Source organism: Halomonas stenophila, from assembly GCF_014192275.1.
GTDB lineage: Bacteria > Pseudomonadota > Gammaproteobacteria > Pseudomonadales > Halomonadaceae > Halomonas > Halomonas stenophila.
The window spans coordinates 233,126-258,485 of the sequence record NZ_JACHXR010000003.1 but is presented as its reverse complement, the minus strand read 5'-3'; the positions used below and the strand labels follow the sequence as shown (position 1 = coordinate 258,485).

Annotated in this window: 24 protein-coding genes, 1 tRNA gene and 1 pseudogene; 11 read left to right on the top strand and 15 right to left on the bottom strand. The window is 68.2% G+C overall.

Annotation, left to right across the window (positions count from 1 at the left end; genetic code table 11):
- Positions 1-120: 120 nt before the first annotated feature.
- On the bottom strand, positions 121-513 hold the full coding sequence (locus tag FHR97_RS07735) for a ribonucleotide reductase subunit alpha (RefSeq protein WP_183383206.1): 393 nt from the start codon (positions 511-513) through the stop codon (positions 121-123).
- Positions 514-701: 188 nt separating this feature from the next.
- Here FHR97_RS07735 and FHR97_RS07730 point away from each other — a divergent pair.
- Positions 702-965 (top strand): annotated as a pseudogene (locus FHR97_RS07730) (peptidase U32 family protein); the annotation flags it as partial.
- Between the two features lie 278 nt (positions 966-1,243).
- Positions 1,244-1,522 carry a hypothetical protein gene (locus FHR97_RS07725; RefSeq protein ID WP_183383205.1) on the top strand — a complete coding sequence of 93 codons (279 nt, stop codon included), beginning with the start codon at positions 1,244-1,246 and terminating at the stop codon, positions 1,520-1,522.
- 62 nt (positions 1,523-1,584) lie between these two features.
- Here FHR97_RS07725 and FHR97_RS07720 read toward each other — a convergent pair whose 3' ends face one another.
- The 5 genes from FHR97_RS07720 to hemN all read right to left on the bottom strand — a co-directional run bounded on the left by FHR97_RS07720 (position 1,585) and on the right by hemN (position 7,836).
- Positions 1,585-2,325 (bottom strand): ribonucleoside-diphosphate reductase, encoded by a 741-nt coding sequence (locus tag FHR97_RS07720; protein ID WP_183383204.1) that lies wholly within the window; start codon positions 2,323-2,325, stop codon positions 1,585-1,587.
- An 81-nt stretch (positions 2,326-2,406) separates the two neighbouring features.
- Positions 2,407-4,518, bottom strand: a complete 2,112-nt coding sequence (locus FHR97_RS07715; RefSeq protein WP_183383203.1) for an adenosylcobalamin-dependent ribonucleoside-diphosphate reductase — start codon at positions 4,516-4,518, stop codon at positions 2,407-2,409.
- 28 nt (positions 4,519-4,546) lie between these two features.
- The gene (gene ubiT / locus FHR97_RS07710; RefSeq protein ID WP_183383199.1) at positions 4,547-5,020 is read right to left on the bottom strand and encodes a ubiquinone anaerobic biosynthesis accessory factor UbiT; all 474 of its coding nucleotides are present in this window, start codon (positions 5,018-5,020) and stop codon (positions 4,547-4,549) included.
- A 272-nt stretch (positions 5,021-5,292) separates the two neighbouring features.
- A complete protein-coding gene (locus FHR97_RS07705) occupies positions 5,293-6,063 on the bottom strand; it encodes a hypothetical protein (RefSeq protein ID WP_183383197.1) in 771 nt (256 codons plus the stop codon).
- A gap of 387 nt (positions 6,064-6,450) precedes the next feature.
- Complete coding sequence (hemN, locus tag FHR97_RS07700) at positions 6,451-7,836, bottom strand: oxygen-independent coproporphyrinogen III oxidase (protein ID WP_183383195.1); 1,386 nt, start codon at positions 7,834-7,836, stop codon at positions 6,451-6,453.
- 289 nt (positions 7,837-8,125) lie between these two features.
- On the opposite strand from hemN, the gene FHR97_RS07695 reads away from it, so the two are divergent.
- Entirely contained in the window at positions 8,126-8,602 is a 477-nt protein-coding gene (locus FHR97_RS07695; protein ID WP_183383193.1) for an Rrf2 family transcriptional regulator, read from the top strand.
- On the opposite strand, the gene FHR97_RS07690 is transcribed toward FHR97_RS07695, so the two are convergent.
- Positions 8,578-10,071 carry a sensor histidine kinase gene (locus tag FHR97_RS07690; RefSeq protein ID WP_183383191.1) on the bottom strand — a complete coding sequence of 498 codons (1,494 nt, stop codon included), beginning with the start codon at positions 10,069-10,071 and terminating at the stop codon, positions 8,578-8,580. The genes FHR97_RS07695 and FHR97_RS07690 overlap by 25 nt on opposite strands.
- Positions 10,068-10,805 carry a response regulator transcription factor gene (locus FHR97_RS07685; protein WP_183383190.1) on the bottom strand — a complete coding sequence of 246 codons (738 nt, stop codon included), beginning with the start codon at positions 10,803-10,805 and terminating at the stop codon, positions 10,068-10,070. Before FHR97_RS07685 ends, FHR97_RS07690 begins: the two co-directional genes overlap by 4 nt.
- A 187-nt stretch (positions 10,806-10,992) precedes the next feature.
- Between FHR97_RS07685 and FHR97_RS07680 the strand changes: the two genes are divergently transcribed.
- The 5 genes from FHR97_RS07680 to FHR97_RS07660 all read left to right on the top strand — a co-directional run bounded on the left by FHR97_RS07680 (position 10,993) and on the right by FHR97_RS07660 (position 14,295).
- Positions 10,993-11,250, top strand: a complete 258-nt coding sequence (locus FHR97_RS07680; RefSeq protein ID WP_183383188.1) for a hypothetical protein — start codon at positions 10,993-10,995, stop codon at positions 11,248-11,250.
- A gap of 86 nt (positions 11,251-11,336) precedes the next feature.
- The gene (locus FHR97_RS07675) at positions 11,337-12,194 is read left to right on the top strand and encodes a cytochrome b/b6 domain-containing protein (RefSeq protein WP_183383186.1); all 858 of its coding nucleotides are present in this window, start codon (positions 11,337-11,339) and stop codon (positions 12,192-12,194) included.
- On the top strand, positions 12,178-12,948 hold the full coding sequence (locus FHR97_RS07670) for a molybdopterin-binding protein (protein WP_183383185.1): 771 nt from the start codon (positions 12,178-12,180) through the stop codon (positions 12,946-12,948). The genes FHR97_RS07675 and FHR97_RS07670 overlap by 17 nt, the downstream gene beginning before the upstream one ends.
- Before the next feature lie 87 nt (positions 12,949-13,035).
- Positions 13,036-13,587 carry a hypothetical protein gene (locus tag FHR97_RS07665; protein WP_246403843.1) on the top strand — a complete coding sequence of 184 codons (552 nt, stop codon included), beginning with the start codon at positions 13,036-13,038 and terminating at the stop codon, positions 13,585-13,587.
- A 27-nt stretch (positions 13,588-13,614) separates the two neighbouring features.
- A complete protein-coding gene (locus FHR97_RS07660) occupies positions 13,615-14,295 on the top strand; it encodes a histidine phosphatase family protein (protein ID WP_343065567.1) in 681 nt (226 codons plus the stop codon).
- A 77-nt stretch (positions 14,296-14,372) separates the two neighbouring features.
- Here FHR97_RS07660 and FHR97_RS07655 read toward each other — a convergent pair whose 3' ends face one another.
- Both FHR97_RS07655 and FHR97_RS07650 read right to left on the bottom strand, forming a co-directional pair.
- Positions 14,373-16,148 (bottom strand): formate--tetrahydrofolate ligase, encoded by a 1,776-nt coding sequence (locus FHR97_RS07655; RefSeq protein WP_183383184.1) that lies wholly within the window; start codon positions 16,146-16,148, stop codon positions 14,373-14,375.
- A gap of 269 nt (positions 16,149-16,417) precedes the next feature.
- Complete coding sequence (locus tag FHR97_RS07650) at positions 16,418-16,795, bottom strand: DUF488 family protein, N3 subclade (RefSeq protein ID WP_183383182.1); 378 nt, start codon at positions 16,793-16,795, stop codon at positions 16,418-16,420.
- Between the two features lie 450 nt (positions 16,796-17,245).
- Between FHR97_RS07650 and FHR97_RS07645 the strand changes: the two genes are divergently transcribed.
- Positions 17,246-18,832: an EAL domain-containing protein gene (locus tag FHR97_RS07645; protein WP_183383181.1), complete on the top strand. Its 1,587-nt coding sequence runs from the start codon at positions 17,246-17,248 to the stop codon at positions 18,830-18,832.
- A gap of 126 nt (positions 18,833-18,958) precedes the next feature.
- Here the strand turns inward: FHR97_RS07645 and FHR97_RS07640 are convergent.
- Positions 18,959-19,035 (bottom strand) — tRNA-Arg (locus FHR97_RS07640).
- Between the two features lie 247 nt (positions 19,036-19,282).
- Here FHR97_RS07640 and FHR97_RS07635 point away from each other — a divergent pair.
- Positions 19,283-20,098: a c-type cytochrome gene (locus tag FHR97_RS07635; protein WP_343065566.1), complete on the top strand. Its 816-nt coding sequence runs from the start codon at positions 19,283-19,285 to the stop codon at positions 20,096-20,098.
- 134 nt (positions 20,099-20,232) lie between these two features.
- On the opposite strand, the gene rep is transcribed toward FHR97_RS07635, so the two are convergent.
- From rep to pyrE, 3 genes are all read right to left on the bottom strand, one after another.
- A complete protein-coding gene (gene rep / locus FHR97_RS07630) occupies positions 20,233-22,302 on the bottom strand; it encodes a DNA helicase Rep (RefSeq protein ID WP_183383179.1) in 2,070 nt (689 codons plus the stop codon).
- Positions 22,299-22,856: a tRNA (uridine(34)/cytosine(34)/5-carboxymethylaminomethyluridine(34)-2'-O)-methyltransferase TrmL gene (trmL, locus tag FHR97_RS07625; protein WP_246403841.1), complete on the bottom strand. Its 558-nt coding sequence runs from the start codon at positions 22,854-22,856 to the stop codon at positions 22,299-22,301. The genes rep and trmL overlap by 4 nt, the downstream gene beginning before the upstream one ends.
- A 106-nt stretch (positions 22,857-22,962) precedes the next feature.
- Entirely contained in the window at positions 22,963-23,640 is a 678-nt protein-coding gene (gene pyrE, locus FHR97_RS07620; RefSeq protein ID WP_183383370.1) for an orotate phosphoribosyltransferase, read from the bottom strand.
- A 106-nt stretch (positions 23,641-23,746) separates the two neighbouring features.
- On the opposite strand from pyrE, the gene FHR97_RS07615 reads away from it, so the two are divergent.
- Positions 23,747-24,514, top strand: coding sequence for an exodeoxyribonuclease III (locus tag FHR97_RS07615; protein ID WP_183383177.1), 768 nt, complete (start codon positions 23,747-23,749; stop codon positions 24,512-24,514).
- A gap of 95 nt (positions 24,515-24,609) precedes the next feature.
- On the opposite strand, the gene rph is transcribed toward FHR97_RS07615, so the two are convergent.
- Positions 24,610-25,347: a ribonuclease PH gene (gene rph, locus FHR97_RS07610; protein WP_183383176.1), complete on the bottom strand. Its 738-nt coding sequence runs from the start codon at positions 25,345-25,347 to the stop codon at positions 24,610-24,612.
- Positions 25,348-25,360 lie beyond the last annotated feature (13 nt).

The window sequence follows — 25,360 nt, the reverse complement described above, 5'->3', positions numbered from 1 at the left end:
CGGATAGGTCGGGTCGCCACAGCGATGCCCCCGCAGGGCGGGGCATGGAGGTGGCGGTCAGCTAGCGCGTGTCAGCAGCATCGCCTTGATCCGGCCGATGGCGCGCGGCCTGACCACGGCCTACTGGAAGCTGACCACCTCGCCCTGACGATCGAAGGCCAGGAAGCGGTCGATGTTGCCCATCTTCAGCGACTCCACCATCCGCTGCAGCTGCGGCTCCACGTCGGCCTCCCTCCCGGGGTCATCCAGGGCCGCGACGAAGGCGATATCCCAGGCGATGCCCGTCTCCGCGGCTTCCGCCACCAGCGCCGCCATGTCACCGAGTTCGTCGGGCGTCTTGTCGACGCACAGCACCGGTGTCAGCACGCCCCCCTCTCCCGACTCGAAGCGCGCCCGCTGCGCCTCGCTCGGTTGGTCCGGCAGTTCGGCGCGGGTCAGCACGAGCAGCAGGCGCTGCGGCTCGGGCTGGCGGCGGGCCTCCTCGAGCAGGTCGGTGAAGTGCGAGATGGCCATGGGGCCTCCTTGAGTGCGAACGGAAGAGGATGCCGGCAGGGTAGCCGGCCGGGGCCGCTTGCGGAAAGCCGTCTCTCGAGCTCGCCCCCCCGAGGAGCCGAGCAAGCCGGGCTCGCCATGACCCGGGTCAAAGGCCAGGCGACGATACGCGACTAGCATGGTCGGGTATTCATCACCCGGAGACCACCATGGAGCTCGTCTGCCCCGCCGGCAACCTGCCCGCCCTCAAGCGTGCCGTGGACGAGGGGGCCGACGCCGTCTACTTCGGCTTCCCGAATGCCACCAACGCGCGCCAGTTCGCCGGCCTCAACTTCTCCAACAGGCGCGCCCGGGACGGCATCGCCTATGCCCGGGCCCGCGGCAAGCGGGTGTTCTGCGCCATCAACACCTATCCCCCGCCCGACGGCTGGGCCCAGTGGGCCAGCGCCCTGGGATCGGTCGCGAGCTGGGGCTGGCGGTGGGCCTGCATACGGCGGGCCCCTACTCCGAGCGCCTGACCCGGTTGCTGCCCTGGCTGGACTGGGTGGCGCTGGACGTGAAGGGACGCGGCCAAGACTTCGACCACCTCGCCCTGCGTCACTGAACGGGTCGGAGTCGCCCCGGCCCGAGGTCGTCAGGGAACTCCTCGCTCCTACTCGTTGCCCACCGAGTGCCGAGCCGTCACCCGATGCCTCGGGTCTCCAGCGGACGGCTCCGCCACACCCTTTGCCGACGCAGCAAGGAGCGATGCATGGAAATCGTCATCGAGAACATCAGCATGGCCGACGAGGAGTTTCACCAGCTCATCAGCGGCGAGACCGGCGATGCGCTTCGCCAGACGGCCAAGAACTACCTGGGCAGCCAGGGCCACACCGAGAACGAGCTGGCCCGGCTCAAGGCGGCCGGCGGCGCCGAGTATGAAGACCTGCGCCAGCGGATGACCGATCACGCCATCGAGGTGGTCAGCCTGCCGCCGACCGACTGGCACATCCGCCTCGACATCGCCTTCGACGGCGGCAAGAAGGCCTAGGGGCGGGCGGCCCTCGCCAGGGGCCAGGGAGACGCCCCGGGGGCCGGATCACCGGGATCGGGCTAGCCGCACTTGGACCAGCCGCACCCCGCATAGCAGGTCGGGCAGCCGTCCATCATGATCAGCTCGCCGTTGCACTCGGGACAGTGGCCCACCACGGCGGGACCGCCCTGCTGCTCGCGGGCCTCCCGCTCGGCCCGATCCAGCTCCTCGGCACTGGGCGGCTGCCAGCCGTGGCCGCTGGCCAGGCGCTGGGCATAGCGGCTGACCAGCTCTTCCACCGGCACCTGGTTGCCGTCCAGGTCGAGGAAGCCGCGACGATAGAGGATCTGCTGGATCGACCAGGCGATGGCCGCGACCTCGGAGTCGTGGAACATCGGCTTGCCCCAGCGGTTCATGCCGCAGCGCACCAGGCCCTTGTCCCAGGCCACCTTGCGCAGGTCGGCCACCGCCTGGGTGACGTAGCCGCCGCGGGCAGCCAGCGACAGGCTGCGCATGGTGGCGGTGATCCACTGGTGCTCGCTGGACAGCTGGCCGGAGGGAAAGAAGAACTCCACCGGGCGCTCGATGACCACCCGCTTGCCGTTCAGCACGCCCTCCACGGGCATGAAGGAGACCAGCAGGTAGACCTTCTTGCGGCCCTCGGCACCGACATAGGAGATCTTCTCCGAGACGGCTTCGAGGGTCCCCTCAGGCCGCGAGGGGATGCGCACCGTCAACGGGTTCTCGTCGGCCAGCGGCGGCTCCTCCACCGCCTTCTTGACGCTGTAGGACACGATCTTCGAGGTGATCTCGACGGTCATCGGCGGGCTCCTTGAAGGCTGGGCATGGGGATCGCACGAGGCCGGCTCACGACCGTCACGAGTGCGGTCGTTGGCACCCGGTTACCACTTGCCATAGGTGCCCTCCTTGAGCGCGTCGTAGAGGTTCGCCGCGGTGTGCTCCTCGCCGTCATAGATCACCGTCTCGTCGCCGGCCAGCTCGACGGTCTCGCCGTTCTCCAGCTCGAAGACATAGGTGGTGTTCTTGAGGTCGTCCTCGCGCACCAGCACCCCCTGGAAGGCCTCGGGGTTGAAACGGAAGGTGGTGCAACCCTTGAGCTGGCTGTCGTAGGCGTCCAGGTACAGATCCTTGAAATCTGCGAAGGGGAAGTCGGTGGGGACGTTCACCGTCTTGGAGATCGCCGAATCCACCCAGGCCTGGGCGGCGGCCTGCACTGCCACGTGCTGGGCGGGCGAGACGGCATCGGCGGTGACGAAGTAGTCCGGCAGGTCGCTCTCCACCGCCTCCGATGCCACCACGTGCCGATAGGCGGCCAGCTCGAAGGACACCACCTCCACCTGTTCCTTGGTCTTGCGTCCGGCGCGGATGAGATTGCGGAAGTAGCGGTGCGAGAAGGACGGCTCGATGCCGTTGGAGGCGTTGTTGCCCAGCGACAGCGAGATAGTGCCGGTGGGCGCGATGGAGCTGTGGTGGGTGAAGCGGGCGCCATGCTCGGCGAGATCCGCCACCAGCTGCGGCTCCAACTCGGCGATCTTCTGCATGTAGCGGCTGTAGCGGGCGTGCAGGAGCCGCCCGGGCACGCGATCGCCCACCTCATAGCCGTCTTGCGCCAGCTCCGGCCGCTCGCGCAGCATCTTCGGGGTGATGGCGAAGTCCTCGGCGAGAATCGGCGCCATGCCCTTCTCCCTGGAGAGTTCCAGGGCCTGCTTCCAGCCTTCGACGGCCATCACCCGACTGACCTCCTCGGTGAAGGCCAGCGACTCCGGGGAGCCATAGGGAATCTTGAGCATGGTCAGCGCCGAACCCAGCCCCAGGAACCCCATGCCATGGCGGCGCTTGGCCTCGATCTCGCGGCGCTGACCCTCCAGCGGCAGGCCGCTGAGCTCCACCACGTCGTCGAGCATGCGGGTGAAGATGGCCACCACCTCCCGGTAGCGGTCCCAGTCGAAACGCGGCTTGTCGCCGAAGGGATCGAGGACGAAGCGGGTCAGGTTCACCGAGCCGAGCAGGCAGGCGCCTTCCGGCGGAAGCGGTTGTTCCCCGCAGGGGTTGGTGGCGCGGATCTCCTCGCAGAACCAGTTGTTGTTCATGCGGTTGACCTGGTCGATCAGGATGAAGCCCGGCTCGGCGAAGTCGTAGGTCGAGCGCATGATGGTGTCCCACAACTCGCGGGCCCGAATCACCTCGACGATGCGGCAGGCCACCCGGCCCTGGTCGTCGACGGTGTAGCCGTCCTCGATCACCGGCCAGTCGCGGTAGACCAGTTCGTCCTCGTCGACGTCCTCCTTCTCCCCCGGGTGCAGGGGAAAGGCCAGGGGCCAGTCGGCGTCGGCGCGCACCGCCTCCATGAACTCGTCGGTGATCAGCAGGCTCAGGTTGAACTGGCGCAGCCGTCCCGCCTCGCGCTTGGCCTCGATGAAGGCCCGCACGTCGGGATGGCCGACGTCGAAGGTCGCCATCTGGGCGCCGCGGCGACCGCCCGCCGAGGCCACCGTGAAGCACATCCTGTCGTAGATATCCATGAACGCCAGGGGGCCGTTGGTGCCAGCGCCGGCCCCGAACACGAAGGCGCCCTTATGGCGCAGGGTGGAAAATTCATAGCCGATTCCCGCCCCGCTCTTCAACGTCATCCCGGCATCGACCACGGCTTCCAGGATGTCGCGCATGGAGTCCCGGATGGTCCGCGAGACCGTGCAGTTGATCAGGCTGACCTCGGGCTTGATGTGCTCGGCCCCGGCGTTGGCGACGATGCGCCCGGCGGGGATGGCGCCGTTGTCCAGGGCCCAGCGGAACTTCGGCAGCCAGGCGTCGGCGGCCTCGCCTTCCATCGCCGCCAGGGCACGGGCCACCCGCTCCCGGGTGGCGGCCGGATCCGCGTCCACGGGCCGGCCATGTCGGTCCTTGAGACGGTACTTGGTGTCCCAGATGTCGAGGGAGGGCACCTGCATCGGCACCTCGTCGACGATGGGGGCATCCTTGGCGGATGTCGGCATGCGGAATCTCCCAGTCGCGATGTGAGGGTCAATGGTCGCGGCGTGCCAGCCGCTCCAGCCGGACCAGCCAGTCGCCCAGTCGCCCCTGGGCCATGCCTTCCTCGCGGCCATCGAGCAGGTTGTTGACCATCAGGCCAAGCTCGGTATCGCCCTCGAGGGACAGGCGCCGCTGGAAGAACAGGCTGTCCGGGTCCTCGCGGCGGGTGGCGAGAGACAGGAATTCGCGCCAGCCGCCGCGGAGGGTGGCCTCGCCGGGCGCCTCGCAGCGCACCAGTCGCCGCTCCGACAAGCTCAGGGTGAGGATCAGGCCCAGATCGGCGATGACCAGACTGACCCGTCGCCCCGCCAGGGCATCGAACTCCCCTTCGGCCAGTGACTCGGCGAAGGTGCGATTGAGCAGAGACTCGACGAGGGGCCGCTGGAGCGCAACGGGCATCCTCGGTGCGATGGCCGGCACCAGCCGACGCGGCGCAGGTGGAAGGGGCAGCGAGGGGAACGGCATGGCAACTCTCCTGTGACGACCGATCGCCCATCCTAGACATCGTGGCCCGCGGCTGCCGTGACCTGCATCAAGCCACGACCGACTCGCCAGGCCAACGCCTATCTACCATATATAGCTCAATTCACGACTCCATACACAGCATCTAGTTCCAGTGGAGACTCGCCCCCTGCTGCCGACGACGACTGCGCGCGATGCCGCGCCCCCGAAACAAAACGCGCCCGGCGGATGCCGGGCGCGTTTCAGGACTTGGAGTACGGAGCAGACGACGGGACTCAGCGATCACCCCCGAAACCACCGCCGAAGCCGCCGCCGCGGCCTCCCAGGCCACCGCCTCCCAGGCCGCCGCCGCCGGAGCCGCTGCCGGTGCCACCGGCACCGCCACTACCTCCCGCGGAGCCGCCATCTCCGCCACCGGAGTCAGAACCACCGTCGGAGCCGCCGCCGTCACCACCACCGGCATCGCCGCCGCTGCCACCCCCCGAGCCGCCGGCGCCGCCGCCATCACCCGCGGAGCCACCGTCGCCGCCACCGGAGCCGAAATCGCTGCCGTCACCGCCACCGGTGGCACCGCCGCCATCACCACCACCATCGGAACCCCCGCCGTCATCACCACCGGGGCCACCGCCGCCATCGGAGCCCCCGCCATCGGAGCCCCCGCCATCAGAGCCCCCGCCATCGGAGCCCCCGCCATCAGAGCCCCCACCATCAGAGCCCCCGCCATCGGAGCCCCCGCCATCAGAGCCCCCGCCATCGGAGCCCCCGCCATCGGAATCCCCGTCACCATCACTGTCGCCGGCGTCATCACCGCCATCGTCACCGCTGCCGTCATCGGCGCTGTCATCGCTGCCGGGTGGCCCCAGCGCGACAGCGCTCAAGAAGCGAAACCCATCGCATCCTTCCAGGAAGCCGGCACCACAGCCCCCGCCTCCACCACCGGCCGCGGTCGGGGGCAGGTCGTCCAGGAGTTCCGCCAGTTCCTGGTCCGACAGTCCTTCCTCCCCGGTCGTCCCGGGGGTCAGGGTATCGTTCGCGACACCCGCCATCTCATCCTCGGACAAGGCGGGGCCCATACCGGTACCCGAGGCCGACTGGGCCAGGGCCCCGGCCGCCGACACACACCCCATCGCGATCACCAAGGCAGCCAACTTGAAGCGTTGCATAGCTACCCCCTCCCTTGCTCCCATACCGCTGATTGATCGGACGAACGCACACAAATAAACATTTTGTTACATACAATTTCAGCATCGTTCTCGACGGCGAGCTGCACCATCGGAAGAACCCCTGAATATTCTCCCCCACCAGAAGCAGGAAAGGATCAGCGCGAAGAAGCAGGAAACTGATACCGGGCACGACGACGGGCACGGCAGCGCCCGCCAGGCTCCCTGGCGGGCGAGGGCCCGCGCCATGGGCGAGTCGGCGAGGCAAGCAGGCTAGACAGTGCGCGAGTGGCGCCCTTCGCTACAGGCCAGGTAGGCATCGAAGGCCATGGCGACATTGCGCATCATCAGGCGCCCGGCGGGCAGCACCTCGATAGCCTGCTCGGTGAGGGTGATCAGGCCATCCGCCCGCATCTCGGCCAGCGCGTCCAGGGCCCCGGCGAAATAGGTCCGGAAGGCGATGCCGTGGTCGGCCTCGATCGCGGCGACATCGATTCGCCCGTGACACATCAAGGCATTGATCACGTCGCGGCGCAGCCGGTCATCGTCGCTGAGCCGATAGCCGCGCATCACCGGCAGGCGTCCGGCCTCCAGGCGCGCCTGGTACCGGGCGGTCTCCTTGACGTTTTGGCTGTAGCTGTCGCCGACCTTGCCGATCGCGGTGATGCCCAGGCCGATCATGTCGCAGTCGGCGTGGGTGGAGTAGCCCTGGAAGTTGCGCTGCAGGGTGCCGTTTTCCCTGGCCAGGGAGAGCTCGTCCTCGGGCAGGGCGAAGTGGTCCATGCCGATATAGACGTAGCCGGCCTCGGTGAGGCGGCGGATGATCAGCTCCAGCAGCTCGAGCTTGCGCTCCGGCGGCGGCATGTCCTCGGGGCGGATCAGCCGCTGGGCCTTGAACAGCTCCGGCAGGTGAGCATAGCTGTAGGCGGCGATGCGATCCGGTCGCAGGGCGATGATCTTGTCCAGGGTCGTGTCGAAGCTCGCCACCGTCTGCAGCGGCAGGCCATAGATCAGGTCGACGCTCACCGACTGGAAGCCGGCCTCGCGGGCCGCCTCGACCAGGCCGACCACCTGGGCCTCGCCCTGCACCCGGTTCACCGCTCGCTGGACGTCGGGATCGAAGTCCTGCACGCCGAAGCTCAGGCGATTGAAGCCCAACGCGCGGAGCTCATGCACCTGCGCCGGCGTCACCGTCCGCGGGTCCACCTCGAGGGAGAACTCCCGCGCCTCGGGCGCGGCGAAGTGGAAGGCCTCGTCGAGAGCGGCCATCAGCTCGCCAAGCTGGTCGTTGCTCAGGTAGGTCGGGGTGCCGCCCCCCAGGTGCAGCTGGGTCATGCGCCGGGTGTCGTCGAACAGAGCGGCCTGCAGGGCGATCTCGCGCTTGAGCCAAGCCAGGTAGGTCGCGGCCCGCTCGCGGTTGTGGGTGATGATCTTGTTGCAGGCGCAGTAGTAGCAGAGGCTTTCGCAGAAGGGAATGTGCACATAGACCGACAACGGCTTGGGCTCGGCGAGAAGGTTGCTGCGCTCGGCGGCGGCACGATAATCGTCCTCGGCGAAGGCCGCATGGAACTGCGGTGCCGTGGGATAGGAGGTGTAGCGCGGCCCCGGCCGGTCGTACTTCTCGACCAGGGAACGGTGGAAGGGCAACGTGTCGTGCATGGTCGTTCGGTGCCTCGGGAAAGCCTGGGCGGCCGGATCGCCACCGGATGGGCGCCAGTATGACACCGGCGTCGACGGGCGTCGGTACCCTTCTCGAGGTAGCTGACCCAGGTCAATTGGAGGTAGTCGCTGCGGGGAACGCGAAAAAAGCCTCTATAATATTGCTTATCATCGCTGCCCCGGTCGCCACGCGTCGGGGCGTCAACGCCGCCACGGTGGTAGAGTCGGCAGCGACACTCTACGATTCACCCGCCGGGCTCGCCTCGCCGCCCGTCGACCAGGAAGCCACATGCACCTGACCCGCTATACCGACTACTCGCTGCGCGTGCTGATCTACCTCGCCGTCAAGGGCGAGGAGCGCTCGACCATCACCGAGATCGCCGATCGCTTCGCCATCTCCCGCAACCACCTGATGAAGGTGGTCCAGGAACTGAATCATCGCGGCTATATCACGGCCATTCGCGGCAAGCATGGCGGGCTGCTGCTGAAGCGGGCGCCGGAGTCCATCACCCTGGGTGAGCTGGTGCGCGACACCGAACGCGACCTCGGCCTGGTGGAGTGCTTCGGCGACGACAACGAGTGCGTGATCACCCCCTCCTGCCGGCTCAAGCCGATCCTCGCCGAGGCCCTGGGGGCCTTCCTCGCCGTGCTCGATCGCTACACCCTGGCCGACATGCTGGGCCCCCAGCGCAGCGGACTGATCCAGCTGCTGCAGATCGAGGATCCGGCCCCGCCGGCCGCTCAGGCCCTTGACGCTAGCACATAGGGCAACACCAGGCTGACCCGGGTGCCCACGCCCTGGCGGCTGTCGATGGCCAGGGTGGTGCCGTGGCGCTCGCAGATCTCGCGCACGATGGACAGCCCCAGCCCCGAGCCCTCGCCCCGCGCCGGGCTGCCCCGGGTGCGATAGAAGCGCTGGGTCACCAGCGGCACCTCCTCGGCGGCGATGCCGATCCCGCTGTCGACCACCGCCAGCCTGACGCCCTCGGCCAGCGCCTCGAGCTCGAGCCGCACCCGCCCTCCGGCGGGGGTCGCATGCAGGGCGTTCTCCACCAGGTTCGACAGGGCACGGTCGATCAGGCCGAGATCCGCCTCGACCCAGGGCAGCGAGGGAGCCCCGTCCACCTCGAGGGCGACGCCCGACTGACGGGCCTGGTGCTGGAACTTGCCGACGATGTCGTGGGCGAGTTCCACCAGCGAGAACGGCTCGCACTGCAGCGGCCGGTCGTAGGCATCGAGCCGGGCCTGGGTCGACAGCTGCTGGGCCAGCCGCGTCAGGCGATCGGCGTTGTCGAGGATCGCGCCCAGCGCCCGTCGTCGCTCCCCGGGAGACGCCTCCTCGCGCGCCAGCAGCTGCTCGGCATAGCCGCGCAGCGAGGTCAGCGGGGTGCGAAAGTCATGGGACAGGTTGGCGACCAGCTCGCGGCGCTGGCGATCGGTCTCGCGCAGTGCCGCGAGCTGGGCCTCGATGGTCCCCGCCATGTCGTTGAAGGCCCCCGCCAGGCGGCCGATCTCGTCGTCCCGGGGCACGGCGACGCGCTCGCCGTAGTCGCCCTCGGCGAAGCGCTGCACCGCCGTGGTCAGCTGCGAGAAGCGCCGCGTCAGCAGGGCGAACCAGACCAGGCCGAAGACGCCGGAGATCAGCAGCGCCAGCAGGCCGGCGGCGACCAGGGTGCGGGTGATCGAGCTGGTGCGCAGCATGGCGACCATCGAGGCGTGGCTGGCGCTGTTCAGGTCGGCGTAGAGGTAGCCGGGCCGCCGGGCCTCGCCATGGGTGATCCGCGCCACGGAGAAGACCCCGGGCCGCCCGCCGCAGGGCGAGGCGGCCAGCACCGGCAGCATGGGATCCTCGCCGAGCAGGGCCTCCAGGGCGTCACGCTCCACCCGGCGCCCCAGGCCACAGGCCGACGCGGTGAGGTCGGCGATCACCGTTCCCCCGGCGTCGAGCACGTACAGTGACAGCGTGGGGTTGATCGAGGCGATGTGCCGGGCGATCTCCCGGGCGGCGTCACTGTCGGCGCCGGCCTGCAGGCCCGGGCGCATGACGCGGGCGAGGTCGCCGGCCAGGCCGATCGCCTGGCGCTGCTGGAGCTCGCGCCCCAGCTGGTCGAACTGGCTGATGGCGATCCAGGCGGCGGCCACCGACAGCAGCAGCAGGCTGGTCAGGTAGACCACGGCGATGCGCGCATAGAGGCTGCGCCCCAGACGCCCGACGCGCCGCAGCAGGCCGCTCATGCCTCCTCGTCCTCCGCCGCCGGGTCGACGAAGCGATAGCCCACGCCCCAGACGGTCTGGATGAAGCGCGGTCGCGCCGGGTCGGCCTCGATCTTCTTGCGCAGGCGGTTGATATGGGTGTTCACGGTATGGTCATAACCGTCGAACTCCTCGCCCCAGACCCGATCCAGCAGCTCGCCGCGGGTGAAGCCGTGACCGGGGTGGCGGGCGAACAGCGACAGCAGCGCGAATTCCTTGCCGGTGAGCTGCACCGGCTGGCCGTCGAGGGTGACCCGATGCTGGTCGGCATCGATGACCAACCCCCCGCAGACCAGCGGCGGGGTCTCGACGATGCCGTCCTCCCCCTCCGCCTGGCGCTGCCCCCGGCGCAACAGGGCCTGAACCCGGGCCATCAGGATCGGCATGTGGAAGGGCTTGGTGACATAGTCGTCGGCCCCGAGCTCGAGCCCCACCACCACATCGCGGATCGCGGCCTTGGCGGTCACCATCAGCACCGGGGTCCGGCTGTCGCGCCGCCGCAACCGGCGACACACCTCCAGGCCGTCGATCCCCGGCAGCATCAGGTCGAGCATCACCAGGTCATAGGCGCTGCCCGGCGCCACGTCCTCCAGGGCCACCAGGGCCGCCTCGCCATCGGTGACCCAGTCACAGCGATGGCCGGCCTCGACGAGCCGCTCGCCGAGCAGCTTGCCGATCTCGGGATTGTCCTCGACGCAGAGGATCCGGTAGGGCATGGAACGGGCTCCGAAGAGGGGTTCGGTCTCTACTCTAGAGCCCCCCGCCGCTGGCTGCATCACGAAACCTTCACGCCAGCCCCCCGTTCGTGATGATTTCGTGATGAATCCCCCCGGGGGGCTGGCTAGCGTGACAGGTGCCGACACGGCATGTCGCCGGCGGCCAGACCATCACCGGAGGTGCGAGATGTTCAAGCCGACCCAGCCCAGGACCACCCTGTTCGCCATCCTGCTCGGGGCCCTGCTGCTGCCGAGCGCCGCCCTGGCGGACCACCATGCGGACGCCATGCAGGAGGGCGGAAGCATGGAACAGGATGCCATGTCCGGCGAGGCCATGGGCGAGGAAGACGCCATGAGCGGGGACGATGCCATGAAGTCGGAAGGCGACGACGAGATGATGATGGAGGACGAGGAATCGATGATGGAAGACGACGGCGAGATGTGATGCTCGCCGCCGCATGACCGGACGGATGACGTTCCGGCCGGTCATGCCTTCCCGCTCCGCCTCGCCTCTTCGGGAGGGCCCACCCCATGCGATTCTTCGGCGCCACACGCCATGCTCCCCGGCCGACGGTGATCAAGCGGCACTCGACGTTCACCCGGCTGTGGCACTGGATCAACGCCATCTGCCTGGCGATCCTGCTGATGAGCGGCCTGCAGATCTTCAATGCCCATCCGGCCCTGTACTGGGGCAAGGATTCCACTTTCGACGCCCCGGCGCTGTCGATCGGCGCCGAGCGCGCCGATGACGGCTCCCTGCGCGGCATCACCCGTATCGGCGGATACCGCTTCGACACCACCGGCGTGCTGGGCGTCTCGGGACCGCGCGCCGATCGCGAGCGGCGCGCCTTCCCCGCCTGGGCGACACTGCCCGGCCCGCGCTGGCTGGCCATGGGTCGCCAGTGGCACTTCCTCGCCGGCTGGATCTTCGCCCCGATGCTTGCGGCCTACCTGGTCTACCTGGTGGCCAGCGGCCAGCTGCGCCGGCGCCTGCTGCCGCGACGCGACGAATGGCCGCGTCTCGGCCATGTCGTGGTCGAGCACCTGCGGCTGCGCTTCCCGCGGGGGGAGGAGGCGCGCCACTACAACCTGCTGCAGAAGCTGGCCTACCTGGGGGTGCTGTTCGTCCTCGCCCCGCTGGTGGTGCTCACCGGCCTGACCATGTCACCGACCCTGGATGCCGCCTGGCCCTGGCTGCTGGATCTCTTCGGCGGCCGGCAGAGCGCCCGCACCCTGCACTTCCTGGCCGCCGCCGCCCTGCTGGCCTTCTTCGTGGTGCATCTGCTGCTGGTGCTGGTCTCCGGCGTCGGCAACAACCTGCGCTCGATGATCACCGGGCGCTATGCCCTCCCCCCGGAAGAGGAGACGCGCGATGACGCATCCCGATGACCCCGGCCGCCGACGCTTCCTGACCCGCGGCCTGCTGGCCGGCGGCACGCTGATGCTGGCGGGCTGCGACCGGCTCTCGCGCAGCGACGCCATGCAGCGCCTGTTCGCCGCCAGCGAGGGCCTGACCCAGCGGGCCCATCGCCTGCTGGCCGCCCGGGAGGCGCTGGCCCGGGAGTACGCCCCCGAGGACATCGCCCCGACCTTCCGCCCCAACGGCACGACCATGCCCCGGGAGATCGACTACCTGCGCCTGGCGGCTGGCGACTTCCGCGACTGGCGCCTCGAGGTCGACGGCCTGGTCGAGCGACCCCAGGCCTTCTCCCTCGCCGAGCTCCGGAGGATGCCGGCGCGCACCCAGATCACCCGCCACGACTGCGTGGAGGGCTGGAGCTGCATCGGCGAGTGGACCGGGGTGGTGCTCGGCGAGTTGCTGGCCCGGGTGGGGGTGCGCGACGAGGCGCGCTTCGTGGTCTTCCACTGCGCCGATCGCTACCGGGGCGGCGACCGCTACTACGAGAGCCTCGACCTGCGCGAGGCCTACCACCCGCAGACCCTGCTGGCCTACGGCCTCAACGGCGGCGACCTGCCCATCGCCAACGGCGCGCCCCTGCGCCTGCGCGCCGAGCGCCAGCTGGGCTACAAGATGGCCAAGTATGTCATGCGTATCGAACTGGTAACGAGCTTCGCGCATCTCGGCCGTGGCCGGGGCGGCTACTGGGAGGACCGTGGCTACCGCTGGTGGGCGGGGATCTGAGCGGCAGGCTGTCTAGCCGAACGCGGCGGCGGCACACGGCGGGACGGATATGCTAGCCTCCCGGGGTCCAGTTCCCCGGGATCCACCATGTCACCGACCGTCCTTCGCCGCCTGCTGTCGGGCCTTCTGGCCCTGGCCGTCACCGCCCCCGCCCAGGCCGGCCGCTACAACATCGACGCCGTCGAGCACCATGGCGACTGGCACTCGCTGCGCCTGACGCTGGGCGAGCAGCATCACGTCCGGGCCCTGGAGCAGCGCAGCTACAGCGACACCGTGTTCAGCGTCAATGCCAGCCCCGGAGCCTGCGGCCGGCCGTGGCTGGAGATGCGCGTGGAGCTGGACGAGGTCCAGGCCGAGAGTGCCACGGTGAACCGCGTCCCGGCGGACCTGCTGGTCGATGATGGCCGCGTGCATACCGGCCAGGCCGCCTTTATCACCGAGCGCGGCAACAGCGGCTTCTACGCGCGCTTCACCGTTCCCGATACCGAGGCCCTGCTGGCGGAGATGGCCGCCGGCGAACTCCTGCGCCTGCGCCTTCACCGCGCCGAGCAGGATTACTGGTTCCTGGTGTTCAGCCTCGAGGGCGCCCGAGGGGCACTGACCCGCATGCAACGTCTCTGCGAAGGCCGCGCCGACTGACGTCTCCCGGTTGCAACGGGACCGGCCATGCCGCATGGAAAAACCGTCGAGCACTTCGGGAAAGATGACAAGCCGATGACCAACGACGACGTCGACGCGCCGCCGCGGCGGAACAACCGCTACCTGCTGATGCGCCATGGCCACAGCGAGGCCAACGCCCGGGGCATCATCATCAGCACGCCGGCACGGGGCCTCGCGCACTATGGGCTGTCCCGGCAGGGGCAGGACCAGCTCGCGGCCCTGCTGGCCGAGTGGCCGGCCCCCGCCCCGACCCGCATCCTGTACTCGGACTTCCTGCGCACCCGGGACACCGCCGAGCGCGTGGCGGGCCATTTCGGGCTCCACCCCCAGGCCGAGCCGCGCCTGCGGGAACGCCACTTCGGGATCCTGGAGGGCCAGCCCGACTCGCGTTACGGCGAGGTCTGGGCCCAGGATGCGCGGGACCCTGCCCATCGGCTCCATGGGGTGGAGAGTGTCGAGTGGGTCGCGGCGCGCATGCGCGCCGTGATCGACGCCCTCGAGGCCCGCTGCCGAGACGAGACCATCCTGCTGGTCGGCCACGGCGATCCGCTGCAGATCCTGCTCACCAGCCTCGAGGGTCGGCCCCTGGGCGAGCATCGTGACCGCCCGCCCCTGGCGCCGGCGAGCCTCACCGCTCTGGTCTGCGTTGAACATGCAAGCCGGACACGGCTACGCCCCCGCCGGTGATGCCGACGGAGGCGGCCTTCTCGCCGTTCAGGAGCTGGTCACGCGTCAGGAGACCAGCCTCGTCCCATGGAAAGACCTCAGGACAGGCCCTCGATCTCGCCCCCCGGATCGAGCCGGATGCCGGAGGATGCCGGCTGACGCGGCATGCCGGGCATGCGCATGATATCGCCGCAGATCACCACGACGAAGCCGGCACCGGCGGCCAGCTCGGCCTCGCGCACCGGCAGCACGTGCCCCTCGGCGAGGCCGGTGAGCGCCGGGTCGGCGGCGAAGCTGTACTGGGTCTTGGCGATGCACACCGGCAGGTGGCCGTAACCGAGCGCCTCGTATTCCTCCAACTGCCGTCGCGCCCTGGGCTCCAGGCCGATATCCGCCGCCCCGTAGAGACGCTGGGCGACGGCCCTGACCTTGTCCTCGAGGCTGGCGTCATCCTCGTAGGTCAGCGCCAGGCTGGGCGTAGGTGCCTCCACCATGGCCGCCACCCGCTCCGCCAGAGCCTCGCTGCCCCGGGAGCCCTCCGCCCAGTGGCGACTGACCACCCGCTCGACGCCCAGCTCATCGCAGGCGGCCTGCAGGGCTTGGTGCTCCTGGTCATCATCCTGCGCGAAGTGGTTGACCGCCACCAGCACGGGCACCCCGAAATGGCGCAGGTTCGCCACATGCCGGCTCAGGTTGCGCGCCCCGCGACGCACCGCCTCGGGGTCCGGCAGCCCGAGGGCATCCCGCTCGACGCCTCCATGCAGCTTCAGGGCCCTCAGGGTGGCGACCACCACCACCGCACTGGGCGTCAACCCGGCCTGCCGGCACTTGATGTTGAAGAACTTCTCGGCGCCCAGATCGGCACCGAAGCCCGCCTCGGTGACCACGATATCGGCCAGGGACAGGGCACTGCGGGTCGCCATCAGGGAGTTGCAGCCATGGGCAATGTTGGCGAAGGGGCCGCCATGGATGAAGGCTGGGGTATGCTCCAGGGTCTGGACGAGGTTGGGGGCCAGGGCCTCCTTGAGCAGCACCGCCATGGCGCCTTCGGCCTCCAGGTCCCGGGCACGCACCGGGCTACCATTGCGACGCCGTGCGACGATGATCTCGCCCAGTCGGCGCTGCAGGTCGGCCAGGTCGGCGGACAGGCAGAGGATCGCCATGATTTCCGAGGCGGCGGTGATATCGAAGCCCGCTTCCCGCGGTACGCCGTGGGCCGGGCCTCCCAGGCCGATGGTCAGGTGCCGGAGGGCGCGGTCGTTGATGTCCATCACCCGCTTCCAGGAGATGCGCCGAGGATCGATATCCAGGGCATTGCCCCATTGCAGGTGGTTGTCGATCAGGGCGGCCAGCAGGTTGTGGGCGCTGGTGACGGCATGGAAATCGCCGGTGAAGTGCAGGTTGATGTCCTCCATGGGAATCACCTGGGAGCGCCCGCCCCCCGCCGCGCCTCCCTTCATGCCGAAGCAGGGCCCGAGGGAGGGCTCGCGCAGACACACCGCGGCCTTGTGCCCGAGCCGGCTGAGGCCGTCGCCCAGCCCCACGGTGGTGGTCGTCTTGCCCTCGCCGGCCGGGGTCGGGGTGATGGCGGTGACCAGCACCAGCTTGCCCGGCGGACGCCCCACCAGGGCATCGGTGAAGTCGTGGGAGAGCTTGGCCTTGTCATGGCCATAGGGCAGCAGCTGCCGGGGCTCGATGCCGAGCCGGGCGGCCACCTCGCCGATGGGCCAGGGCGTGGCCGCCCGGGCGATGGCGATATCCGGCGCCCCCGGCGGCGGAAGACCATCGTCGGGAGAGGGCCCGGGGGCGGCCTCGAGGGCCACGCCCTCCCCGCAGAGGGGCTTGTCGTGTCTCAACGGGAGATAGTCGGTCATCTCGCCCCTCCTCGCTACACCGTCGCCGGTGGGAAATCACGGCCTGATGCCCCGCCCGATTCTCCGCAGCCTCGCGGATCGGGCGAAACTAGAAGAAGCGTGGAACTCCCTGCCCGAGGGCGACATCCTCGGTACGACACCGGCATAGCCGATACGGACACCGGGGCCGGCAAAAGCCTGCCGGGGACGTGATCGGGCACGTCCGGAACAGGACGGCCTCAGGGGCGCAAGCTCGTGGCAGGGTCGTTCTCACTCGATGAAGGGCATCTTCAACGAGAAGGGGCAAGGCCAGCGCGACCGTTCAGCATCGAGAGATACTGCTTGAGTATCACGGCATTATTGTGGCGTTCGTCCTTGGCGGAAAACACGAGCGTCACACGCTGTCTCTGGGCACGCCTGGCCAGTGGGCGCATGGTTTCGCGATGCGCCTTGAGCTCGGCAAGATAACGACGGCGAAAGCTCCCCCAGCCAATCTCTCCCTGATGAAACGCCTGGCGAAGTGCCTTGCTTGGAGCGATCTCCTTTGGCCACTCGTCGATCCTGGCTTCCAGCTTCGTCACCCCTCTGGGCCACAGCCCGTCCACCAGAACGCGGTAACCATCCTGAGCCCTGGCAGGTTCAAAGGCACGCTTGAGAACAATGCTCACGGCAACCTCTCATGCTGTCTCTTCGAGACCAATGATCCGGTTTCGGATGAATCCCCGCCAGCGAGTCGGCAAGGGGTCGCGACCGTTGGCTTGCCCTCGGGCGGGCGACACACGGGAGACTCACCACTGGGCGCATCGCCGAGGCCTGCTGGAAATGTCTCCACTTTCGGCCCACTATCGTCGAGGATTCCCTCACTGTCCATATCAGACGACGGACGGCATCGACGCTACGCTCACCGGGCTCCTGGATCGACCAATGGATTGCATCCGGAGCCGTTCCTCGTCATGCCCTCTGAAGCATGTCGAATTGGTATACCCTAATACAGGATCAAGGTTATCCACGTGGAGGCCAAGGAGATGGGGTCAAGCGATAGCGTGAGATCGACGGCATGGCCGCGACGGGCCCTACGGATCATCGGCAGTCGCCATATCACGTGCTGCGGCGTCGTGGTGCTACTGCTGATCGCAGGCTCAGCGATCGTCTATGCCACCGGAGGCACCGCCTACGCCTACCCCTACTTGATGCTGATCCCGGTACTCGTCGCGGCGTCCTGGTACACCACGCCAGGCGGGCTGATCGCGGCCTTGCTCGCAGGCGCCATGATGGCGACCATGCCACAGGATGCCGTCCTGGGCATCGAGCAAACCACCGCCAACTACCTGACACGTCTGGTATTCTATCTGCTTTTGGGCGGCCTGGCCGGCTGGTTGTTCCATCTACGCCGACGTTCGGCAAATGAACATCGGGTCATCGCCCGTACCGATCCCCAGTCGGGACTCCCCAACCAGGTCGCGCTCAACGAGGATCTTGACCACTGTCTGTCGCAACCGGTGAGCAAGGTCTCACAGACCGGGGTGATAAAGGTGAAGATCACCGATATGACGGACGTCGTCGAAGCCCTGGGCATGGACGCCGCAGACGAGCTTCTCTTCGCGATGGGCGAACGGCTGAGTCGGGTGATTCGCGGTGGCGGCAAGGCGTACCGTCTGAGTCTTGATGAGCTTGCGCTGATATTGAAGGATGTCGGGCCGGGTGATCTCGGCCATATCAGCCAGAGACTGATGGATGTCGGCGAGGACAGCCTGTTAATTCAGCAGGTGCCGGTACGCGTCCAGTTAGCCATGGGCAGTGCCATCGCGCGAGACGGCACGACGGGGGCTAGAGAACTACTCCGAGAGGCCCGCATCGCGCTACTGGCCACTATGCGGCAAAGACATGGCCATACACATTTCAATCCCTCCTTCGACCGGCGCACCCTGGAGTCGCTCAAGCTGATTGCTCGGGTCCGGGACGGGTTGGCCGCAAGGGAGTTCGAGCTGCATTACCAACCCAAGATTCGACTGGCTGATGGCAAGGTCTGTGGATGTGAAGGGTTGATCCGCTGGCGAGGCGAGAATGGTAGGCTGATCCCGCCAGGCCAGTTCATGCCCAAGGTGGAAAATACCTCGCTGATCGGCCCTGTCACCAACTTCGTCGCTAAAGCCGCCGGTGCCTTTGCCATCCATGACGGGAGCGAGGGGGCCATCAGCATCAATGTCTCGGTGCATGACCTGCACAATGAAGAACTCCATGATCTACTCCTGGAACTCGTCGAACACGCTGGTGTGTGCCCCGGACGACTGGAAGTGGAAATCACGGAAAGCGCCTTGATCGGTGACCTGGAGGTAGCACGCAGCGCCATACAACGCATTCGTGATATCGGCATCGGCGTGAGTATCGATGACTTCGGCACAGGCTTCTCCTCGTTCGAGTACTTACAGCACCTGCCGATCACGGGGCTCAAGATCGATCGTGTCTTCGTCTCCCATCTGGAGCGAGACGAGCGTGCACGCAAGCTGATGGCCTGCATGATCGACGTGGGCCACGCTCTTGACCTGGTGGTGACCGCCGAAGGTGTGGAGACGGTGGAGCAGGCAGCCATTTTGCGTAGCCTCGGCTGCGATCATGCACAGGGCTTCCTCTATTCACCGGCCCTCCCCGCCACTGAATACCACGCCTGGTGCCAACGCCATTCAAGAGACCGGGATCATGACTAGGCTTGATATCAGCGGAACCGCGCCGATCTTCCCGTAGATCTCCCCGGTTCGCGGGAATCGAAGGGGCTGTTTGTGCGAGGAACCAAAGAAAAGGGCCTACGGATAACCGTAAGCCCTTGAATTCTTTGGCGCGCCCTAAAGGATTCGAACCTTTGACCTTCGCCTCCGGAGGGCGACGCTCTATCCAGCTGAGCTAAGGGCGCGCGGGGCCTGGCGGTCGATGACCACGAGGCGAGCAACATCCTACCGTGCTGCCCTTTCGCTGTCCAGCCGCCAGCGGCCACGGCCTCCTCCCGACGTGCCCCGCCCATGCCCCGGCGCATGATCTCCCGCATTTTCCAGCGGTTGGCGATACGGCTATACTGGCGCCCATTGTGCGCGTCATGGCGTCCTCCGGCTGTCGTGATGCCGACCGTGATTCGATGACAAGACCGTCAAGAGGTGGTGAGAGTGAAATCCAGCAAGCTGATCATGGGGTGCCTGGCCACCCTCGGCCTGACCACGGGCATGGCGCTCGCCCAGGAGGACGTGGACCAGGATGCCATCGCCGAACGCCTGGAACCGGTGGGCGAGCTGTGCGTGCAGGGCGAAGACTGCGGCACCGCCATGGCGGCCAGCAGCGGCGACGACAGCACCTCCTCCGGCAGCGCCGACGGCGAGAGCATCTACAACAGCGTCTGCATGGCCTGTCACGACACCGGCGCCGCGGGTGCGCCGAAGCGCGGCGACGAGGCCGCCTGGAGCGAGCGCACCGGCCAGGGCTTCGAGACCCTGGTGAGCCACGCCATCAACGGCTTCAACGCCATGCCGGCCCGCGGCGGCAACCCCAACCTCTCCGACGCGGAAGTCCAGGCCGCCGTGGCCTACCTGGTCGAACCGGTGATGGAGGTGCCCGCCGAGGCCAGCGGCGGCGGCGACGCGGCCGCCGAGGACGACGCGCCGACCGATGACGCCGCCACGGCGGAGCAGGAAGCGCCGGCCGAAGAGGCCACCGGAGAGGAAGCCACCGCCGAAGCCGACAGCGACCTGGACGGCGAAGCCCTCTATGGAAGCTCCGGCTGCGCCGCCTGCCACGACTCCGGTGCCGCCGGCGCACCGAAGCTGGGCAACGCCGAGGCCTGGGGGCCGCGTATCGACCAGGGTGTCGAGACCCTCTACCAGAGCGCCATCAACGGCAAGGGCGCCATGCCGCCCAAGGGTGGCAGCAGCGCCTCCGACGACGAGGTCAAGGCCATCGTCGACTATATGGTAAACCAGGCCGAATAAGGCCGGCGGCACACCCTGCGAGACGAAGGGGCACCTCTCGGCGCCCCACTTGCTTTCTACCGACCCTCGACCCTCGACCCTCGACCCTCGACCCTCGACCCTCGACCCTCGACCCTCGACCCTCGACTCCAGGATCATCCCAACAGCGAACGCAGTCCGGCGATGGCGTCCTGGCCGCGGGCCTGCTTCTTCTCCGGGTCCTCGCGGTCGGCGCGTCCCTCCCACTCCAGCGCGTCCTCGGGCAGCTCGTCGAGGAAGCGGCTCGGCGTGCAGTCCATCAGCTCGCCATAGGCCTTGCGCTGGCGGGCCAGGGTCAGGGTCAGGGTGCGCCGTGCCCGGGTGATCCCCACGTAGGCCAGGCGACGCTCCTCCTCCACGGTCCCCACCTCGATGGCGTTGCGGTGTGGCAGCAGCTCCTCCTCGAGCCCCATCAGGTAGACATGCGGGAACTCGAGGCCCTTGGAGGCGTGCATGGTCAGCAGCTGGACGCGGTCGGAGTCGTCCTCCTCGGCCTGCTGCTCGAGGATATCGCGCAGCACCAGCCGCGAGATGGCCGACTCGACGTCGTCGGTCTCGGTCGCGGTGCTCGCGGTGGCTTCCTCCGCCCTGTCCTCGGGGTCGGCCTGCATCGACTTCTCGAGCTGGTCGATCAGCGTCCAGACATTGGCCATGCGCCGTTCGGCGATGGTCGGGGCGCTGGCGTTCTGGTAGAGCCAGGCCTCGTAGTCCATGTCGCGCAGCATCTCGCGGATCGCGGCGAGGGCATCGCCGCCGTCCATGCGCCGGCGCACGCCATCGATGAAGTGGGTGAAGCGCCCCAGGCGCTCGACCGCCCGCGTGGGCAGCTGCTCGGCCAGCCCCAGCTCGTGGCAGGCGGCGAACAGCGAGGTGCCGCGATCGGTGGCGTAGTTGGCCAGCTTCTCCAGGGTGCCGGGACCGATCTCGCGGCGCGGCACGTTGACGATGCGCAGGAAGGCGTTGTCATCGGCCGGGTTGATCAGCAGCCGCAGGTAGGCCATGGCGTCCTTGATCTCGCCCCGCGAGAAGAAGGAGGTGCCCCCGGAGAGCTTGTAGGGCACCTGGTAGTGCTGCAGCTTGAGCTCGAGCAACCGCGCCTGGAAGTTGCCGCGGTAGAGCACCGCGAAGTCGCGCCACTCGGCCCGCTCCTTGATGCGCCGGGTGAGGATCTCGCTGGCCACCCGCTCGGCCTCGGCCTCCTCGTGACGGTTGACCACCACGCGGATCGCCTCGCCCTGGCCCATGTTCGACCACAGGGTCTTCTCGTAGACATGAGGGTTGTTACCGATCAGGGTATTGGCGGCACGCAGGATGGTGCCGGTGGAGCGGTAGTTCTGTTCGAGCTTGATGACGTTGAGCCGCGGGAAGTCCTCGCCCAGGGTCACCAGGTTCTCGGGGCGCGCGCCGCGCCAGGCATAGATCGACTGGTCGTCGTCGCCCACCACCGTGAAGGTCTGGCGCTCGCCCATCAGCATGCGCACCAACTGGTACTGACTGACGTTGGTGTCCTGGTACTCGTCCACCAGCATGTAGTGGATCTTGCGCCGCCAGCGGGCCAGCGCCTCGGGATCGTCGCGCAGCAGGGTCACCGGCAACAGGATGAGATCGTCGAAGTCCACCGCGTTGTAGGCCTTGAGGTGGCGCACATAGGCCTCGTACACCCGCGCGGCGAACTGCTCGCCGTCGTCGGCGGCATGCGACAGCGCCTGCCCCGGCAGTACCAGGTCGTTCTTCCAGTTGGAGATGGCGGCCTGGACCTGGTTGATCGCCTCGGCATCGACCTGGGCGTCCTTGTTCATCAGGTCGCGCAGCAGGGCCTTGGCGTCCTCGGGGTCGAACAGCGAGAAGCCGGGCTTGTAGCCCAGCGCCTTGAGCTCGCCGCGGATGATGTTGAGCCCCAGAGTATGGAAGGTGGAGACGGTGAGGCCGTGGCCCTCGCGCCCCTGGAGCATCTGCCCCACCCGCTCCTTCATCTCCCGGGCGGCCTTGTTGGTGAAGGTCACCGCAGCGATGCGTCGGGCGCTCATGCCGCACTCCTGCACCAGGTAGGCGATCTTGGTGGTGATCACACTGGTCTTGCCGGAGCCGGCGCCGGCCAGCACCAGGCAGGGCCCGTCGATGGCGCGCACGGCCTCCTGCTGGCGGGGGTTGAGCTTGGCGAGGCGACTGGCGATGCTGGGGGTCATTCGAACTCCCTCGGTTCGGCGGCGGGCTCACTGCCGATAGCTGGATGGTCGGCCCCCGGATGGCCGGCCCCCGGATGGCCGGCCCCCGGATGGCCGGCCCCCACGAAGTCGAGCTGGCGCCAGGCCTCGAAGACCACCACCGCACAGGCATTGGAGAGGTTCAGGCTGCGGCTCTCGGGAAGCATGGGAATGCGCAGGCGCTGCGCCTCGGGCAGGGCATCGAGCAGCGCCTGGGGCAGGCCGCGGGTCTCGGGGCCGAAGACCAGGGCATCGCCCTCGCGGTAGGTCGGGGTGTGGTAGCCGGTGCGCCCGCGGGTCGAGACGGCGAAGACCCGGCCAGGCGCCACGGCGGCGAGAAAGGCCGCCCAGTCGCGGTGCACCCGCACCCGGGCCCACTCGTGGTAGTCGAGGCCGGCACGGCGCAGGCGCTTGTCGTCCAGGGTGAAGCCCAGCGGCTCGATCAGGTGCAGCCGGAAGCCGGTGTTGGCGCACAGCCGGATCAGGTTGCCGGTGTTGGGCGGGATCTCGGGCTGGTAGAGCACCACGTCGAGCATCAACGACTCCTGATATGCTAGGCCGACAACGCACTCGGGCCCCGAACGGGGCCCGAGAAACCGGCTCGGCGATGAGGCCTGGACGCCTCCCGGGCGCAGGGGCCGCTCAGCGCCCGGCCACGCCGTAGCGGTCGCGATAGGCGCGGATGGCCTCGGCATGGCCGCGCAACGCGTCGCCGGCATGCACCTCGAGGTACTCGAGCACCATGTCCAGGGTGACGATGCTGATCACCGGCATGCCATAGGCCGCCTCGACCTGCTGGATGGCGCTGCGCGGGTCGGCGTCGTCGCCGCCGCGCTCCTGGCGGTCCAGGGCCACCACCACCCCGGCGGCGCTGGCACCGGCGGCGTCGATCAGCCCCATCACCTCGCGGATGGCGGTGCCGGCGGTGATGACGTCGTCGACGATCAGGATACGCCCGGAAAGCGTGGCGCCGACGATGTTGCCGCCCTCGCCGTGCGCCTTCGCCTCCTTGCGGTTGAACGCATAGGGCAGGTCGCGGTCATGATGGTCGGCCAGGGCCACCGCGGTGGTGGCGGCCAGGGGGATGCCCTTGTAGGCCGGACCGAACAGGACGTCGGCCTCGATGCCGCTGTCGGCGATGGCCTGGGCGTAGAAGCGGCCCAGCGCCGCCAGGGCGCGGCCGGTCTTGAACAGGCCGGCATTGAAGAAATAGGGACTGACCCGGCCGGACTTCAGGGTGAACTCGCCGAAGCGCAGCACGCCCTGCTCGATGGCGAACTCGATGAATGCCTGCTGGTAGGGTTGCAGGGACGATGCCACTCGCTGATCCGCCACGGAGCCTCCTATCACGTTTATCGACTGACGCCATTTACCCAAACGTCGAAACGTCGGGTATCATACACGCGCGACGCAAAAGGGACCATGTATGAAAATCGCCACCATCAATGTCAACGGCATCCGCGAGGCCGTCGGTCGGGGCTTCCTCGACTGGCTGGCCAACCAGGATGCCGACGTCGTCTGCGTGCAGAACCTCAAGGCCAAGAGTTTCGAGCTCGACGACAGCATCCTCTACCCGGAAGGCTACGAGGGCTACTTCCTCGATGCCGAGCAGGACGGCGTCTCGGGCGTCGGCCTGTATTGCCGCAAGATCCCCAAGGCGATCATGTACGGCCTGGGTTTCCCGCAGTGCGACCATGAGGGGCGCTTCCTGCAGGCCGACTACGACCGCTTCAGCATCGCCAGCTTCCTGATGCCCGATGGCAGCGACCCGGCCGCCAAGCAGAGCTTCATGGCCCAGTATCAGGAATACCTGGCCAAGATGGCCCGCAAGCGCCGCGAGTACATCATCTGTGGCACCTGGCACATCGCCCACAAGACCATCGACCTCGAGAACTGGGCCGACAATCAGACCACTCCCGGCTTCAAGCCCGAGGAGCGCGCCTGGATGGACCAGGTGCTCGGCCCGACCGGCTTCATCGACACCTTCCGCGAGATCAACCGCGATGCCGGCGAGTACACCTGGTGGCCGGCGCTGGACCAGGACCAGTCCCGGGAGCGCCAGGAAGGCTGGCGCATCGACTACCAGCTGGTCGGCCCCAACTTCCGCCGCCACGTGGTGGATGCCTGGATCGATTACGACGCGACCTTCTCCGAGTACGCGCCGCTGATCGTCGAGTACGACCTGACGCTTTGATCGCCTTCCCTTCGTCGCCGTTGCCCCCGCGGCAACGCAACACGCCGGCCTAGCGCCGGCGTGTTGCGTTAGGGCAACGCTGAAGAACGTATACCTCAGGCGCGAATGCCCAGCGCCTCGCGCTGATGGGCGAACAGCGACTCGCCGGCCCGCTCGGCCAGATCGAGCATGGCATCGAGCTCCTCGCGGCTGTAGGTGCCGGCCTCGGCGGTGCCCTGCACCTCGATCAACCCGCCGCCCTCGGCCATCACCACGTTCATGTCGGTGTCGGCGCTCGAATCCTCCGGGTAGTCCAGGTCGACCACCGCCACCCCCTTGAACAGGCCCACCGAGACCGAGCTGACCAGCTGATGGAAGGGATCGCCCTTGATCAGCTTCTCGCGCTGCAGGTAACGGATGGCATCGATCAGCGCCACGCAGCCACCGGTGATGGCCGCGGTGCGGGTGCCGCCATCGGCCTGGATGACGTCGCAGTCCACGGTGATGGTGAACTCGCCGAGCTTCTTGAGGTTCACCACGGCCCGCAGCGAGCGGCCGATCAGCCGCTGGATCTCCAGCGTCCGGCCGCCCTGCTTGCCCCGCGTGGCCTCGCGGCCGCCGCGGGTGTGGGTCGCCCGGGGCAGCATCCCGTACTCGGCGGTGACCCAGCCCTGCTTCTTGCCACGCAGCCAGCGCGGCACGCCGGCCTCGACGCTGGCGTTGCACAGCACGCGGGTGTCACCGAATTCCACCAGCACCGATCCCTCGGCATGACGGGTGTAATCGCGGGTCAGGCGAATGTCGCGGGGCTGGTGGGGGGCGCGTCCGCTGGGACGCCGGATGTCCGAGGACATGGCACCTCTCTCG

Coding starts and splice junctions, on each gene's coding strand:
- FHR97_RS07735 (WP_183383206.1), bottom strand. CDS start 513: ATGGCCATCTCGCACTTCACCGACCTGCTCGAGGAGGCCCGCCGCCAG.
- FHR97_RS07725 (WP_183383205.1), top strand. CDS start 1,244: ATGGAAATCGTCATCGAGAACATCAGCATGGCCGACGAGGAGTTTCAC.
- FHR97_RS07720 (WP_183383204.1), bottom strand. CDS start 2,325: ATGACCGTCGAGATCACCTCGAAGATCGTGTCCTACAGCGTCAAGAAG.
- FHR97_RS07715 (WP_183383203.1), bottom strand. CDS start 4,518: ATGCCGACATCCGCCAAGGATGCCCCCATCGTCGACGAGGTGCCGATG.
- ubiT (WP_183383199.1), bottom strand. CDS start 5,020: ATGCCGTTCCCCTCGCTGCCCCTTCCACCTGCGCCGCGTCGGCTGGTG.
- FHR97_RS07705 (WP_183383197.1), bottom strand. CDS start 6,063: ATGGCGGGTGTCGCGAACGATACCCTGACCCCCGGGACGACCGGGGAG.
- hemN (WP_183383195.1), bottom strand. CDS start 7,836: ATGCACGACACGTTGCCCTTCCACCGTTCCCTGGTCGAGAAGTACGAC.
- FHR97_RS07695 (WP_183383193.1), top strand. CDS start 8,126: ATGCACCTGACCCGCTATACCGACTACTCGCTGCGCGTGCTGATCTAC.
- FHR97_RS07690 (WP_183383191.1), bottom strand. CDS start 10,071: ATGAGCGGCCTGCTGCGGCGCGTCGGGCGTCTGGGGCGCAGCCTCTAT.
- FHR97_RS07685 (WP_183383190.1), bottom strand. CDS start 10,805: ATGCCCTACCGGATCCTCTGCGTCGAGGACAATCCCGAGATCGGCAAG.
- FHR97_RS07680 (WP_183383188.1), top strand. CDS start 10,993: ATGTTCAAGCCGACCCAGCCCAGGACCACCCTGTTCGCCATCCTGCTC.
- FHR97_RS07675 (WP_183383186.1), top strand. CDS start 11,337: ATGCGATTCTTCGGCGCCACACGCCATGCTCCCCGGCCGACGGTGATC.
- FHR97_RS07670 (WP_183383185.1), top strand. CDS start 12,178: ATGACGCATCCCGATGACCCCGGCCGCCGACGCTTCCTGACCCGCGGC.
- FHR97_RS07665 (WP_246403843.1), top strand. CDS start 13,036: ATGTCACCGACCGTCCTTCGCCGCCTGCTGTCGGGCCTTCTGGCCCTG.
- FHR97_RS07660 (WP_343065567.1), top strand. CDS start 13,615: ATGCCGCATGGAAAAACCGTCGAGCACTTCGGGAAAGATGACAAGCCG.
- FHR97_RS07655 (WP_183383184.1), bottom strand. CDS start 16,148: ATGACCGACTATCTCCCGTTGAGACACGACAAGCCCCTCTGCGGGGAG.
- rep (WP_183383179.1), bottom strand. CDS start 22,302: ATGACCCCCAGCATCGCCAGTCGCCTCGCCAAGCTCAACCCCCGCCAG.
- trmL (WP_246403841.1), bottom strand. CDS start 22,856: ATGCTCGACGTGGTGCTCTACCAGCCCGAGATCCCGCCCAACACCGGC.
- FHR97_RS07615 (WP_183383177.1), top strand. CDS start 23,747: ATGAAAATCGCCACCATCAATGTCAACGGCATCCGCGAGGCCGTCGGT.
- rph (WP_183383176.1), bottom strand. CDS start 25,347: ATGTCCTCGGACATCCGGCGTCCCAGCGGACGCGCCCCCCACCAGCCC.